Source organism: Paenibacillus sp. J22R232 (assembly GCF_056269165.1).
In genome coordinates, this window is sequence record NZ_JBWDNK010000004.1 from 45,539 (window position 1) to 59,763 (window position 14,225).

Sequence of the window (14,225 nt, forward strand, 5' to 3'; positions counted from 1 at the left end):
ACCCAAATATAAACAGAAATAATCACTTTCGCTTTATGCGGAGGTGATTTTTTTTTTAAGTATGCGCGTAAAAAGAATGAAAGGAAAAACCTTGCTAACATGAGGGAAGTTTCATTGTGAAGGAATGGATAACGTGTGTTAAAATAGAAGTTACAAGTGTTTATTATAGGACAAGCGACGGGCGGGTGTAGCGATGCACGGAAAAATATTAGTGGTCGATGACGAACAGCCGATAGCCGATATTATAAAGTTTAATTTGGAGAAGGAAGGCCATCAGGTCATTTGTGCCTTTGACGGCGGAGAAGCAGTGCGGCTCGCATTCGAGGAGCTGCCTGATTTGATTCTGCTTGACCTGATGCTTCCCGTAAAGGATGGCATGGACGTATGCCGCGAGGTTCGCGCCAAGCTGCAGATGCCGATTATTATGCTGACTGCCAAGGATACGGAAATTGACAAGGTGCTTGGGCTAGAGCTGGGCGCCGACGATTACGTAACGAAACCATTCAGCACGCGTGAGCTGCTGGCGCGCGTGAAAGCGCATTTGCGCAGGCAGCAGAAGCCTGCTGGAGCAAATGGCGAGCGTGCAAGCTCCTCCGAGGGGCCTGCCGAGCAGGAGCAGCAGGGGTTCAAGTTGTTTAATTTGTTTATTGATACCGATATGTACGTCGTCTATAAGGACGGCGAGCCGCTTGATCTTACTCATCGCGAATACGAGCTGGTGCATTATATGGCTCGCAATAGCGGCAAAGTGATGACGCGCGAGCACTTGCTGCAGGCGGTGTGGGGCTTTGAGTATTTCGGAGACGTGCGGACGGTAGACGTAACGATTAGGAGGCTCCGCGAGAAAATTGAGGATGACCCAAGTCGTCCGGAGTATATTATGACCCGGCGCGGCCTCGGTTATATGATGCGCAATTCCAAGTCCGGAGGCTTCGCGTAGGATGAAGGGCAAAAGCTTCTTCCGAACGATTCAAGTCAAGCTGGTCATTATCTATTTGCTGCTTATTCTCGTAGCGATGCAGCTGATCGGCGTTTATTTCATCAGCACGGTAAAGAATTCATTGATAGACAGCTTCACGAAGAACCTCAAGGAGCAGGCTGACATTCTCTCGAAATTCGCAGCTCCAAGCCTTGCTGCCAAGCCGGATACGGAGGGCGATTCGTCAGAGAGCACGACCGAGGATCTCAGCCTGGTCGTTCGCAACCTGTTCAGCATAAGCGGCGCGGAGGTTCAGGTGCTGGACTCGAATGGCAAGATGGTCGCGACCTCGGTTCAGAGCAACCAATCGTACATTGGCCAGAAGAATAAGTCGCTTGCCGTGAGCAGGGCGCTCCAAAACATAACGGACAATGAACAGGAAATTATAGATGAGGACAACACGCGCAAGAAGATGATCGCGCAGCCGGTTACGATTAATGACAACAAGGTCGTCGGCGTCGTCTATGTCGTCGCCTCGATGAATGAGCTCTATGAGACGGTGAACAGGGTCAATCAAATCTTCTTCTCGGGTACGCTCATTGCGCTCGGCTTAACGGGAGTGCTGGGGATTTTGCTGGCGCATACGATTACAAGTCCGATTCAAGGGCTGACGCGGCAGGCGGAAGCGATCGCACAAGGTAAGTTCGATCTTCAGGTGCCCGTGCTTGGGGATGATGAGATCGGCAGCTTGAGCGTCGCGTTCAATGATATGACAATCAGGCTCAAGGAAGCCTTATCCGTGAATGAAGAAGAGAATGAGAAGCTTGCTTCTATTCTATCGAATATGAGCGATGGCGTGGTTGCGGCAGACGAGAACGGCAATGTAATCGTATGGAATAGACGTGCGCTGGAGCTGCTGGACGTACGAACCTTCGAGGGGCTTGTATTGCCGGAGGTTTTTGAATTGTCCGAGCAGCGCCTGAGTGAGCTTCAGCAGGGGCGCGGCCAGACGCTGCTCATCGCTCGCAATGCGGATGAGCAGGACATGGGCGACAGCGAGGAAGGGCATCTGCGAGCTACCTTTACGCCGATTCATCGCCGCGACAAAGGCATTACGGGTACGATAGCCGTGCTTCAAGACGTAACGGAGCAGGAGAAGCTTGAGCAGTCGCGCCGCCAGTTCGTTGCGAACGTATCGCATGAGCTGCGGACGCCGCTCACCACGATCAAAAGCTATGCAGAAGCACTTAACGACGGTGCGCTAGAGGAACGGGAGCTGTCGGAGCGGTTTGTAGGCGTCATTCGCAACGAGACGGAGCGTATGATCAGACTGGTAACGGATCTGCTGCATCTGTCCCGACTGGACTCCAATCAGGCGCCACTGCGGCGCAGGCAGACTAACGTGCACGATATGCTGGACGAGGTGGCTGACCGTTTTTCGTTTCAGCTTAGGCAAAAGTCAATCAAGGCAGCTGTGAGGGTCGATAACGGACTGGAGTCAGCGTGGCTTGACCGCGACCAGATTGATCAGGTGCTCGATAATTTGTTTTCGAACGCGATTAAATACACGCTGGACGGTGGAACCATTGAATTAACGGCGAAGAAGCCGGCCGATTCGGCATTGCTGGCCATCAGCGTCAAAGATACGGGGATCGGGATTCCCAAAAAGGATTTGGATCGGATTTTTGACCGATTCTACCGCGTTGATAAGGCGCGCTCGCGCAACATGGGCGGAACCGGCCTCGGGCTTTCGATTGCCCGGGAAATTGTGAAGGCTCATAGCGGAACTATTTCGCTGCATTCCGAGCTTAACGAGGGCACGACAGTGACCTTCACGCTCCCGCTGCTGGAAGAAGGGGGTGAGCCTGCATGAAGGAGAAAATAAAGACGACAACGCTAATCGTGCTCGTCGCGCTCAGCCTTCTTCAAAGCTACTTGCTGGCTTACAGCATGCCGGGCCTTGGGGCGACGGTCAGAAGCGATCAGGATTACGTGAATTCCGAGCCTATGGGAACGCCGGGAAGCGTGGAGAGCGTAATTTTTCCAGAGACGCTTGTTATCCATCTGGGCGGCAACAAGCATACGATTATTTACCCAGGGACGCAGTTCTACGACATGATTCTTAACCAGCGCATTCAGGGTAGGGAGTTCAAGGGCTTCCAGCGAAGCCCGTCAGACGTGCTGAATTGGGAAGAGATTCGGAAAAACGATATTGGTATCGAGCTGCGGTTCGAAAACGGAATTCCGGTGGAGCTGCTGCAGAAGCTGCTGAAGCTCGAAGGCGACCTGCTGTTTCTAAACGAGACAATCGACCGCATCTGGATTTTTAAGACGACCGGTACGGAAGAGATCAGAACGTTCTTCTTCAGCTCGGACGGAGAGATGGTATATGAGTCCGTCCGTGCCGACTTAACGGTTCGCGACGTGCAGGATTATGTGGGCTTTGGGCAATACCAGCCGAAATATACGATGACCGCAGACGGGCTATACGTTCCAGCTGTGCCGATTCAATCGACGGAGATGCTGTTCCCGTATGAGACCTATTCGCCGGATTCGATGCAGCGCAGCTTGTTTTTTGATCCGAGCACGACAAGGGCTTTAGAGGATCGGGGCGGCTCGCAGATTTATACGGACGGCAAGCGGGGACTTCAGGTAGAACAGAACGGCAAGTGGATCAGCTATACCGATCCGAGCGCGCCGCAAATTACGGAAAATCTATTAAGCGACAATGTGTATGCCTCGGTAGACTTTGTGAATCAGCACGGCGGTTGGGACGGCGTTCATCGGTTCGTTAATGCATTGCCGGGTGGCGAAGGCAAGGCCATACGATTCAAGCAATACGTGGAGCAATATCCGGTCCTTGCGGCATCCCCGTTCCATTACGGCTACATGAAGCTAACGCTGCAGCAGGGGGTCGTAACGGAATATGCGAGATCGCTGATTACGCTTGCCGCGGATTCCGAGTCGCGCACCGTGAGATGGCTGCCTGGCGGCGATGAGCTCCAATCCATCCTTAGTCGGTATGACCGCCGCAGTGAGGTGAAGACGTTGTTCCCGGCGCTGCAGTCGCTGCCGATAGATGAGGAGAGACTTCGTTTCAATCCGATCTGGGCGGTACGCCTAGCTGACGGAACGGAGGAAATGCTGACGGATGCTTACCCGAGCGGGTATGAGCCTCCTAAGCAGGCTGTGGAGTCATCCATGAGCGGCACCGCTGAAGACAGTGGAGAGGATGCTGACACCGCAACGGCTGCGAATGGTGCAGGAGCCGTATCGGTCGGAGGAGCGAACCCCCTGTTTTTCGGGACAGGGAAATAAGGTTATTTGAGATGGCGGGGGGTGAAGGCGGGTGGATTGGGGACGAGCGAAAAACGTGCTTATTATTTCGTTTTTGCTGCTCAACGTGTTGCTGGGCTATCAGCTCTGGCTAGATATTAGAGAGCAGCTGAATATGAACGTGAACACAGCGGAGCTGCCGCAGGATAAAGTGCTGCTTATGCAGCAGAAGCGAATTTCGTTAGAAGCCAATCTGCCGCTGGAAACGCCGGAGCTGGGTGATCTAACTTACAACCTGCACTCCGATAGCCGAAAGAACGCGGAGCCCGTCATTCTGGATAAACCGGTGGACAGTACCATTATTTATTCCAAAAAAGAACTGTTGAAAACGCTGGGGAATCGCATTCCCGAGCTTGACCAATACGCGTTCGATCTATTGAACAGTAGCGTGGACCAGTTCGTTCTCTATCGTGTCGTGGACGGGCGGCCCATGTTTGACGTGAAGCTGACGCTGTATATCAGCGATCAAAAAATAATATCATTCCTGCAGGACCGGGTAGAGCTGCTCGGCGCAGGCGAAGCCAAGCAGGCGCTTCCGGCAGCTAAGATCGTAGCGAGCCTCATTGAAACGTATTTGCCGGATGGTGCGGTGATTTCGGATATTCAGCTCGGCTACAAAGGCCAAATCTTCGATTCGGAGAAGCAGGTGTCCGCACCATCTTGGCGCGTGATGCTGGAGGACGGCCATTTGTTTTATGTGCATGCGATAAGCGGCGAGGTTGCAACGGATGAAGCGCAAGGGGAAGCGGCAGCGAACGGTTTACGTTAACGGGAGCGGGAGAAGGGACAGGAAAGAGCATTATGGGACTTCGATTTACGGTATTGGGAAGCGGTTCGACCGGCAATGCGACAATCGTGCAGGGTAACGAAAAAACGGTTATTGTCGATGCGGGAATGAGCGCGAAGAAGCTGGATGAGCTCATGCGCGAGCGGGGAATAACGGGGCATCAGCTCGATGCGCTGTTCGTGACGCATGAGCATTCCGATCATATCAAGGGTCTCGGCGCATTCGCGCGCAAGTATGACTTGCCGATTTATGCCAATGAGGCAACATGGGCCGCGATGGAGAGGCATGTAGGCACGATTGCCGCCGAGAAACGTGTGTTCATGGAAACGGGAGAAGAAGTTACTTTCGGATCAATGGCCATTCAATCTTACCCTATCTCGCATGACGCGGCGGAGCCAGTCGGCTACTGCTTCGTGGAGAATGGGGAGAAGCTCAGCCTGGCAACGGATCTTGGCTATGTGAGCGAGAAGGTAAAGCGTCATATTATCGATTCGGACGTGCTGGTGCTTGAGGCCAATCATGATACCGAGATGCTCCGGATGGGAAGGTATCCGTGGAATACGAAGCGCCGCATATTGAGCGATGTCGGTCACTTGTCCAACGTCGCGGCAGGCGAAGCGCTGCTGGAGCTCATGACGGATCGAACGAAACGTGTCTATTTGGCTCATTTGAGCCTTGATCATAACGTGATGGATTTAGCGATGCTGACCGTGAATTCTATCTTGGAGGACCACGGAATATTTTATAAGAAGGAAGAGCATCCCCTGCGGGCAACGTACCACGATAAGCCTACGCCATGGGATGAAGTGAAGCGGAAATAAGCGACTCGAGCTGCGCATCCAGCGCATCGGCCTTAGCGCTTAGCTCTTCTCTCGTAAGTATGCCCTTATCTATGAACAACTCTAGCATTGCGCTTAATGTGAGAACGGTACGGTAGTGGTCATCCTTCAAATCTGCCAGCTTGGCGGCTAGCTGTACATGTTCCCAGGCGGCGGGGGTTTTGGCTTTCATTGCGGCATCTCTCCTTGGTTTTATAATGGTTTGTGAGCGGAATGAAAAAGATCTGCTGTCCATCGTTCGAATCTATTATTATTGTAGTCAAATCTTCCGAAAACATTCCTATATTGAAAAAATAGTCTTGATGTCTAAGACATCGAGAGGAGCGATAGCAATGAGCTTATTCGACGATGATTTTTATTCGACCAAGGTTTCCAAGCGTGCTGCCCGCGAGAGCAAGAAGGGAGACTTTGCTTTTCCATATAAAAGCAGGGAACGAAAGTGGTCTAACGTCCGCATTGCATTCGTATCCTCGATAACCAGCGCAGTGGCCGCGACCTTGCTGTTCGGCGCCGTATTCGGCGGCGGAGGCGGGATAGGCAACGGCGGCGAAGCAGTAGCGACAGCAGGCGGCGTGCTGGCGGTTGATCCGCTCGAGCGTCCGATCCAGGCTTCTGCTAAAGTAAGGCCAGCCGTCGTAAGCGTCATTAATCAGCAGCTGTTCGCGCTTGGCATAGGCAAGGGAGAGCCGCTTCCCGAGGGCACTGAGGAGAAAGGAACGCTGCGCGAGGTAGGCGTAGGCTCCGGCGTCATTATAAGCAAGAAGGATGGCAAAGCAGTCATTATTACGAATTATCATGTGATCGATCAGGCGCAGGCGGTAAAGGTTGTTCTAATGAACGGCGAGACGCGCGAGGCGCGTGTCGTCGGGAAGGATCAAATTACCGATCTGGCCGTGCTTGAGATCGATGCGAAGGGCATAGATGTCGTTGCTGAGATTGGCGATTCCTCGGCTCTGCGCCCGGCTGAATATATTATCGCGATCGGCAATCCGCTTGGGCTAGGAGAGTCCGTGACGACGGGAAGCGTGAGCAAGACGAAGCAGATCGTACCGGTATCGCTTAATCAGGATGGCGTTTACGACTGGGAGCAAGAGGTTATCCAGATCGATGCGTCCATCAACCAAGGCAATAGCGGCGGACCGCTTATTGACCTTAACGGGCGAGTGGTTGGCATCAACAGCATGAAGATTGCCGATCTCGGCGTTGAGGGCATCGGTTTTGCGATTCCCATTAACCTAGCTATGCCGATCGTGGAGAGTCTGATCAAGCAAGGCCATGTGCCGCGTCCTTATCTGGGCGTCTACACGATGGACCTGGAGCAGTATTGGGAGCAGCAGGGCTTCGAGGATGCTTACGGCGATACGGGCGAAGATGAGCTGCTGCCGGATGATGAAGTGTCCGAAGAGGAGCCGGATAGCGTTATTGAAGGCACGCTGCCGAAGCTGAACCTGCCTGATGACATTTATGACGGCGTGATCGTGCTTGAGGCGGTTGGTCCTGCCCAGGAGGCAGGCTTGCTGTTCAATGACGTTATCGTGAAGCTCGACGGCCAATCCATTAGCAGCACGATGGATCTACGCAAATATTTGTACGGCAAGAAAAAGATCGGCGATGATATTGAGATTACTTACTATCGTGACGGCAAGCTGAATGAGACACACTTCAAGCTTGGCGAAAAGGAAGACGAGGAATAGATGGTCGAATAACCGCAGTGCACGTACGGGAGACCGTAGGGGGCGCTGCGGTTTTTTGTTGGAATTGGAGGAGGGGGAGAGCGGTATTGAAGAGAATCAAGATGGGACAGTGAGTGCAGAGAGAAATTGTGAGAAGGGACGGATGAAACAGTGATTGCAGCGAGATATGGTAGGTGGGAGTAGCGGGGAGTGAACACGGCAATAAAACACGGCAAGAGAAGGCGGAGAGCATATGGTGATAATAAGGGGAAATAGAGGCTAATGCTTGTCGTTTGCGAAAATTGTCGACTTCAAAGGGAAGGCGTTTTCTGATATGCTGAGTATAGTTATTTTTGGACAGACTGGTAAGATGGTAACATGGATGGTTGAAGCAGGATATAGGAAGACAACACATTGCAAGACCGGACTGAACAAAGCAAGACGTGACAAGAGATTGTAAGAAGCGACAAGAGAAAGAAAGACAAATGTAGACAAGCAAGACCTGACAAGACATAGCAAGGCATATGAAGAAATATGAAGACACAGCAAGATAATTAGGCAAGACGAAGCCGTTAGGCAGAAATACAATCAACCAGGACAGGAAGCGTGCAAACGATGTATTGTGTGTGTAAAGAGCATATGGAGACGGCTTTGGACCGATTTGTAGACGAATATGAGGATGCACCGGATGTCGTAGATTTGAAGGAAACGCAATTCGCAGATTGGGACCCGCCGCGGAAATGCGATTTTTGCGTAGAACCTGCTACTTTTTTGGTGGTTTAGGTGTGAATAAATTTAAACCATTTGGTTGGTAACCGAGGTTGAAAGAAGGATTCGGTTACCAAAGCGATAGCAGCCTGTAAATGGTTTATTCAACTTATTTAGCATAAAGGGAAGTGTCGGGTTTGCATATACAGATAGCTGCCGTTGGCAAGCTGAAGGAAAAGTACTTGGTGCTTGGCATAGCGGAATATGCCAAGCGGCTCGGGCCGTACGTGAAGCTTACGCTCACGGAAGTGCCCGATGAGAAGGCGCCGGAGACGATGAGTGCGGCGGAGGAAGCGATTGTGCGCGAGCGAGAGGGCGAGAGGCTTCTAGCGCAGCTGAAGCCTGAGGCGCACGTAGTCGCGCTCGCGCTTGAAGGCGAGCTCTGGTCAAGCGAGGATCTCGCGGGCCAGCTCGATAAATTAGCCACGTATGGGCGAAGCCACGTGGCTTTTGTTATTGGAGGGAGCAATGGTCTTGCTCCCGCTGTTTTGCAGCGCGCCCAGCAGAAGCTGAGCTTTGGGCGCATGACCTTGCCGCACCAGCTGATGCGTCTGGTGCTGGTGGAACAGATTTATCGGGCTGTGAAGATAAATCGGGGGGAACCGTACCACAAGTAACGGCGAAAAATCCGGGTGTTGAGGATATACGGGGGTGTAAAACAAAAGTGAGATATGAAGAGTTTGAGCTCCTATAGTCTTCGACTGTAGGGGTCTTTGCTTTTGAGAAAAATATGTCCGAATCGTTTATGCCGTTCCGCAGAAAAATCCACTATATTTCATGCCGGGAGGTACAGATTAGAGATCTATCGGAAGAGATTAGAGCTTTACGCAGTCTCTTTTTTGCATCTCTTAATCTACTCTTAAACTGAAGCTGATACTATTTGCATAGTGTCCCTATTATGTCTGACGGGCACATTATGATTGTGGAGGACGAAAGCATCAGATCTATTTAAATATTGGAATTATATTAATTGTTATTCTCTATTTGATATAACAAAGGAGAGATAGGAGTGCATCATATTTTGGGAATGGTAAAACAGAAAAAGATATTCGCGGTCGTCCTCGCTTTGGCAGTATTCATTAACGTTTATTCGGGGGTCGCTAAAGCTCAGGGTACGGCCACATTGAAGATTTCAGCAAATTCCATGGATTCAACTTATGGGGAGGATGTGACCTTTAACGTCACTGCACTCGATCCGGTAATCGGTGGAATGACCCCCAGCGGGACAGTCACCTTCAGGGATGGTAATCAGGATCTTATGACAGTTGGATTAACTACGGCTGAACCAGTGATTACGACAACGAACTGTGGCTCTGCTTGTCCCGTTATTCAATGGGGGGCATACACCTACCGGGCTTACAGCTTTGGGGATAATCGCATTGCGATGAACATTGTTACTTACGACGCTTCCGGCAATATTGTTAACCAACTGGAAAAGGCAGGAGCGCGTTATTTATCGAACATTACGATGGATGCTGCTGCTCAGACTTTTACCTTCTGGGGTCAAGATGACATGACGATTACGGTGGGATGGGGAGAGCTCCTAAGCGCCTCGTCCAGCGCCAGCTTTAAGACATCCGCTCTGGCGATCGGTATGCACGCCATTACCGCTGCCTTTCAAGGGGACGACGCTCATGCCGCAAGCGAAGCAACCACTACGTTTACCGTACACCCTAGGTATACCGTGGTGTATAACGGCAACGGCAGCACTGGAGGAGAGGTGCCCGCTAACAGCGGCTCATATAAGGGCATTAAGGTGTCGATTTCTGGCAACAACGGAAATCTGGTGAAGACAGGCTACACTTTCGCAGGCTGGAACACGCAGGCGGATGGACATGGATTGGATTATATAGCAGACGCTGAAGGCGTGATCACGTCCGATGTGACGCTGTACGCGAAATGGAGGAAGACTTTAAACGTTGGAACGGGTACTGCAAGTGATCCTTATCAGATTACAACCGGTGAGGAGCTGGATACGGTCAGGAATTATTTGGGTTCGGATCTGCATTTCAAGCTGACGGCGGATATTGATTTGAGCAGCTATGGCCAAGGATGGTTGCCGATCGGGGGTTCTAGCGGCCGATTTCAGGGGCATATGGACGGCAATGGACACAAGATCACAGGCTTGACGATTAATAGACCTAATGATAATTTTTCAGGGTTGTTTGGTTATTTAGACTATGATGCAAGTGTTTCCAATATGGTTCTGGAAAATGTAAATGTTACAGGCAAACAATATGTAGGCGGCTTGGTAGGCCGTATCGATGGCGGTGAGATAAGCAACAGCTATGTATCAGGAAGTGTAACAGGAACAAGCGCCAGTGTAGGCGGTTTGATTGGCTACAATTACTATGGAACGGTTAGTAACAGCTTCGCAAAAGCAAATGTAACAGGAAGCAGTACCAATGTAGGCGGTTTGGTTGGAGCCAATTTCGGAGAGATCAGCTACGGCTATGCAGCAGGAAACGTAACAGGAACCGGCACCAATGTAGGTGGTTTGATTGGCACCAACAGCGGAACAATCAGCTACAGCTATGCAGCAGGAAGTGTAACGGGAAGCGGCACCAAAGTAGGCGGTTTGATTGGCAACAATAGTAGTGGAACGATCAGCTACAGCTTCTACGACTCGGGTACAACAGGTCAATCGGATACCGGCAAAGGCGTTGGCCGATCGACCACGGAGATGAAGACGCAAAGCACTTATGCAGATTCAAACTGGGACTTCACAAGCAGTTGGGGGATAAGTCCATCGCGCAATAACGGATATCCCTATTTGCAGGCAATACAAAAGTTTATGACTTATGACGGTAACGGAAACACGGGCGGGAGTGTGCCGACTGACAGCAAGTCGTATTCGCAAGGCGAAACAGTCAACGTTTATAGCAATACGGCAACTTTACTCAAGACTCACTATACGTTTGCAGGTTGGAATACGCAGGCGGATGGAACCGGAACAGATTATGCTTCAGGCGCTTCATTCAGCATGGGCTTGTCCGATGTGACGTTATATGCAAAATGGATATTGACCCCTACATTCAAAGTGACATATAACGGCAACGGCAGTATGGGAGGAAGCATACCGACGGACAGTGGCTCGTATGAGCAGGGCAATACGGTGTCGGTATCCGGGAACAACGGAAATCTGGTGAAGACTCACTATACGTTTGCAGGTTGGAATACGCAGGCAGATGGAATTGGAACAGATTATGCTTCAGGCGCTTCATTCAGTATGGGCTCGTCCGATGTGACGCTATATGCAAAATGGATTTTGAACCCTACATTTACGGTGACATATAGCGGCAACGGCAGTACGGGAGGAAGCGTACCTACCGACAGCGGCTCGTATGAGCAGGGCGTTTCGGTATCGGTATCCGGCAACAACGGGAATCTGGTGAAGACGGAATATACTTTTGCAGGTTGGAATACAGCGGCGGACGGCAGCGGCATTAGCTATGCCAGTGGGGTGAGTTTCTTTATAGGCACTCAAAATGTTACCTTGTATGCACAATGGCTGTCAGCGAACACATTATTGTCCGGCTTGTCACTGGATCATGGAATGCTACATTTTTCACCATCGCAGACGAATTATGCTGTACGAGTTGAGAATTCGGTTTCTACTCTTAACCTTTTTCTGAGTAAAGGCGATCCTAACCAATCTCTAACGGTTACGGGGGCGAATTACAATTCGGTAACGGGAAATGTATATGGCTACAGTGCATCAAGCTTGTTTGTCGGACAAAACCCTATTCGGATTACCGTGACGGCGCAAGACGGCTCAAACACGACATACGTGGTCACAATTGCCCGAGAAGGTATCATAGGAGAGCCGATGCAATTAGACCCTTCGGTTCGTACGCTTATGTACCCGGGCGGGCTCGAAATTAAGCTGCCTGATGGACTGGTGATTCCCGAAGGGACAATATTGACGGTACAAGATTCGAATGCCACGCCCTCCGGGGAGGTTAAACTAGCTAGAGCAGGACAAGTTATCGAATTCCAATTTGAAGGCATGACCATTACTCAACCTGTACAGATTACACTCGGGTATGACGATAGTTCAGATAGGAGTAAGCTCGCTGTTTATTATTACAACGTGTCTACTGGCAAGTGGGAATATAATCCTTCCCAAGTAACGGACAACGGCATCGAGACGACAGTCAGCCATTTCTCCACATACGGAGTACTGGCGGACACGACCGCACCAGACCAGGTAACAATTACATCGGGCGCAAAAACGACAAACTCGATTACGCTTCATCTTGCTGCGAACGATGATTCGGGTGTGGCCAAATATATGATTTACCGTGACGGGACGATCATTGTGGAAACGGCTGAAAGTACGTATGTCGATACAGGACTTTCTGCTTTGAAGCAGTATATTTATACGGCTAAGGCTGTTGATATGTTGGGAAACATTTCGAATGTCAGCGAAAGCATGATGGTCGCAACGAACGGCGATGGTGGCTCATACACGCCAACTCCGCCAACGAGTGACCCCAAGGTCACCTCTATAGATGGTCATTTAACGCTTCCCGCAGGCAAAGCGGGAGAGGTTAGCCAAGGCGATGAGATCAAGATCGTCATTCCTGCTAACGCTACAGGCAAAGAGTTAAAATTAACGATCGATAAAGTCTCGGATGTACAGACGTTGATTACAAATAAGGATATTCTGCTTAGCCCGATATTCGAAATTCTGAAAAGCTTCGTGGAGAACTTCGACAAACCTGTCACGCTCTCTTTCAAATTTGATCTAAATAGCTTGAAGGGCAATGAGAAGGCGGTCGTCTTCTATTATGACGAAGTGAAGAAGGAATGGGTGAAGGTCGGCGGCACTGTGAGCGGCAACAACATTACCGTAGAGGTTAATCACTTCACCAAATACGCTGTATTTGCGGTAGCCAATACTGCCCCTCCGACAACGGACGGATTAACGAAAGTGAGCTTCAGCGATATTGCCGCACATTGGGCGGAAGCCAGTATTAAACAAGCGGTAAGCGCGGGCATCGTTAAGGGCTATCCGGACAACACGTTCAAGCCAGGTCGCACCGTGACACGCGCGGAATTTGCGGTCATGCTGATGAATGCGCTCAAACCGCAAGGAGATGGAGCAGCCCTGACGTTCACCGACAAGGCGATGATTGGCTCCTGGGCGCAGAAATCTATCGCGCAGGCCGTGTACACGGGTATTATTAGTGGTTATGAGGACGGCTCCTTCCGCCCGAATGCGGAAATTACTCGTGCAGAAATGGCTAAAATGGTTGCAAAGGCCTTGGGTCTGACTGGCGGAACAACTGAGACACCTGGCTTTGCAGATGATATAGACATTCCGGGCTGGGCGAAAGGCGCTGTGGCCACTATAAAAAATTTGGGTATTATTGAAGGCAAAGGTGCAAACCAATTCGCTCCTGGAGATAAAACGACAAGAGCAGAGGCGGTAACGGTGCTCTTGAAAATGCTGGAACAAAAAAGCAAGTAAAGAATCTAGACCAAGGCTGTTTTGAAGTCAAATTCAAAGCAGCCTTGTTTTGTAGAACCGATAACCCGGATTCCCCGCTGCCAGATGGATAACCCGGACTGCCTTGGCAATTGACAGAGATGTTGCCTGCAGTTCAAAAAATGTTTTTCGATGGTCGAGTCAAGCTGGAGCGGGACAGGGTCGGACATGCTGTCCGCCAGTTGCCCTTTGGCCTCGGTCTTGCTTCGCTCAAGCTGGTCGTGCTGGGCTTTCAGTTCGCTGAGCCGCTCAACGAACAGCTCGTCGTCGAAGCCGCTTGACTCGAGATGCTTGAAGAACCACTTGCGCTGGCTCAAAGTGAAGCTTAATTTTCTCAACTTGGCGGCCAATGCTTCGCGGTGCGTCCTTGCTAATGGTGATTTATTCCACTACCATGCGCAGCAACGCT

At 50.9% G+C, this 14,225-nt stretch carries 11 protein-coding genes; 9 read left to right on the forward strand and 2 right to left on the reverse strand.

What is annotated here, in order from left to right; genetic code table 11:
- Positions 1–193: 193 nt before the first annotated feature.
- The 5 genes from yycF to AC0YN3_RS14135 are packed head-to-tail and all read left to right on the forward strand — an operon-like array spanning position 194 to position 5,863.
- A complete protein-coding gene (gene yycF / locus AC0YN3_RS14115; protein WP_475775673.1) occupies positions 194–940 on the forward strand; it encodes a response regulator YycF in 747 nt (248 codons plus the stop codon).
- Position 941: 1 nt separating this feature from the next.
- Positions 942–2,792 (forward strand): cell wall metabolism sensor histidine kinase WalK, encoded by a 1,851-nt coding sequence (walK, locus tag AC0YN3_RS14120; protein WP_475775674.1) that lies wholly within the window; start codon positions 942–944, stop codon positions 2,790–2,792.
- Positions 2,789–4,237: a YycH family regulatory protein gene (locus AC0YN3_RS14125; RefSeq protein ID WP_475775675.1), complete on the forward strand. Its 1,449-nt coding sequence runs from the start codon at positions 2,789–2,791 to the stop codon at positions 4,235–4,237. Before walK ends, AC0YN3_RS14125 begins: the two co-directional genes overlap by 4 nt.
- A gap of 31 nt (positions 4,238–4,268) precedes the next feature.
- Positions 4,269–5,024: a two-component system regulatory protein YycI gene (yycI, locus tag AC0YN3_RS14130; RefSeq protein ID WP_475775676.1), complete on the forward strand. Its 756-nt coding sequence runs from the start codon at positions 4,269–4,271 to the stop codon at positions 5,022–5,024.
- A 32-nt stretch (positions 5,025–5,056) separates the two neighbouring features.
- Complete coding sequence (locus AC0YN3_RS14135; RefSeq protein WP_475775677.1) at positions 5,057–5,863, forward strand: MBL fold metallo-hydrolase; 807 nt, start codon at positions 5,057–5,059, stop codon at positions 5,861–5,863.
- Here AC0YN3_RS14135 and AC0YN3_RS14140 read toward each other — a convergent pair.
- Positions 5,832–6,053, reverse strand: coding sequence for a hypothetical protein (locus AC0YN3_RS14140; RefSeq protein WP_183563342.1), 222 nt, complete (start codon positions 6,051–6,053; stop codon positions 5,832–5,834). The two genes, AC0YN3_RS14135 and AC0YN3_RS14140, sit on opposite strands and share 32 nt — an antisense overlap.
- 160 nt (positions 6,054–6,213) lie before the next feature.
- On the opposite strand from AC0YN3_RS14140, the gene AC0YN3_RS14145 reads away from it, so the two are divergent.
- From AC0YN3_RS14145 to AC0YN3_RS14160, 4 genes are all read left to right on the forward strand, one after another.
- Positions 6,214–7,575: a S1C family serine protease gene (locus tag AC0YN3_RS14145; protein ID WP_475775678.1), complete on the forward strand. Its 1,362-nt coding sequence runs from the start codon at positions 6,214–6,216 to the stop codon at positions 7,573–7,575.
- A gap of 594 nt (positions 7,576–8,169) precedes the next feature.
- Complete coding sequence (locus tag AC0YN3_RS14150; protein WP_183563336.1) at positions 8,170–8,337, forward strand: CxxH/CxxC protein; 168 nt, start codon at positions 8,170–8,172, stop codon at positions 8,335–8,337.
- Between the two features lie 122 nt (positions 8,338–8,459).
- Positions 8,460–8,939 carry a 23S rRNA (pseudouridine(1915)-N(3))-methyltransferase RlmH gene (rlmH, locus tag AC0YN3_RS14155; protein WP_441942867.1) on the forward strand — a complete coding sequence of 160 codons (480 nt, stop codon included), beginning with the start codon at positions 8,460–8,462 and terminating at the stop codon, positions 8,937–8,939.
- A 392-nt stretch (positions 8,940–9,331) separates the two neighbouring features.
- Positions 9,332–13,798, forward strand: coding sequence for an InlB B-repeat-containing protein (locus AC0YN3_RS14160; protein ID WP_475775679.1), 4,467 nt, complete (start codon positions 9,332–9,334; stop codon positions 13,796–13,798).
- Between the two features lie 5 nt (positions 13,799–13,803).
- Here AC0YN3_RS14160 and AC0YN3_RS14165 read toward each other — a convergent pair whose 3' ends face one another.
- The gene (locus tag AC0YN3_RS14165; RefSeq protein WP_475775680.1) at positions 13,804–14,166 is read right to left on the reverse strand and encodes a hypothetical protein; all 363 of its coding nucleotides are present in this window, start codon (positions 14,164–14,166) and stop codon (positions 13,804–13,806) included.
- Positions 14,167–14,225: the final 59 nt, after the last annotated feature.

Bases quoted from the DNA above. Each gene is read 5' to 3' on its own strand.
- AC0YN3_RS14125 (WP_475775675.1), top strand. From the start codon at position 2,789: ATGAAGGAGAAAATAAAGACGACAACGCTAATCGTGCTCGTCGCGCTC.
- AC0YN3_RS14140 (WP_183563342.1), bottom strand. From the start codon at position 6,053: ATGAAAGCCAAAACCCCCGCCGCCTGGGAACATGTACAGCTAGCCGCC.
- AC0YN3_RS14145 (WP_475775678.1), top strand. From the start codon at position 6,214: ATGAGCTTATTCGACGATGATTTTTATTCGACCAAGGTTTCCAAGCGT.
- AC0YN3_RS14150 (WP_183563336.1), top strand. From the start codon at position 8,170: ATGTATTGTGTGTGTAAAGAGCATATGGAGACGGCTTTGGACCGATTT.
- AC0YN3_RS14135 (WP_475775677.1), top strand. From the start codon at position 5,057: ATGGGACTTCGATTTACGGTATTGGGAAGCGGTTCGACCGGCAATGCG.
- yycF (WP_475775673.1), top strand. From the start codon at position 194: ATGCACGGAAAAATATTAGTGGTCGATGACGAACAGCCGATAGCCGAT.
- walK (WP_475775674.1), top strand. From the start codon at position 942: ATGAAGGGCAAAAGCTTCTTCCGAACGATTCAAGTCAAGCTGGTCATT.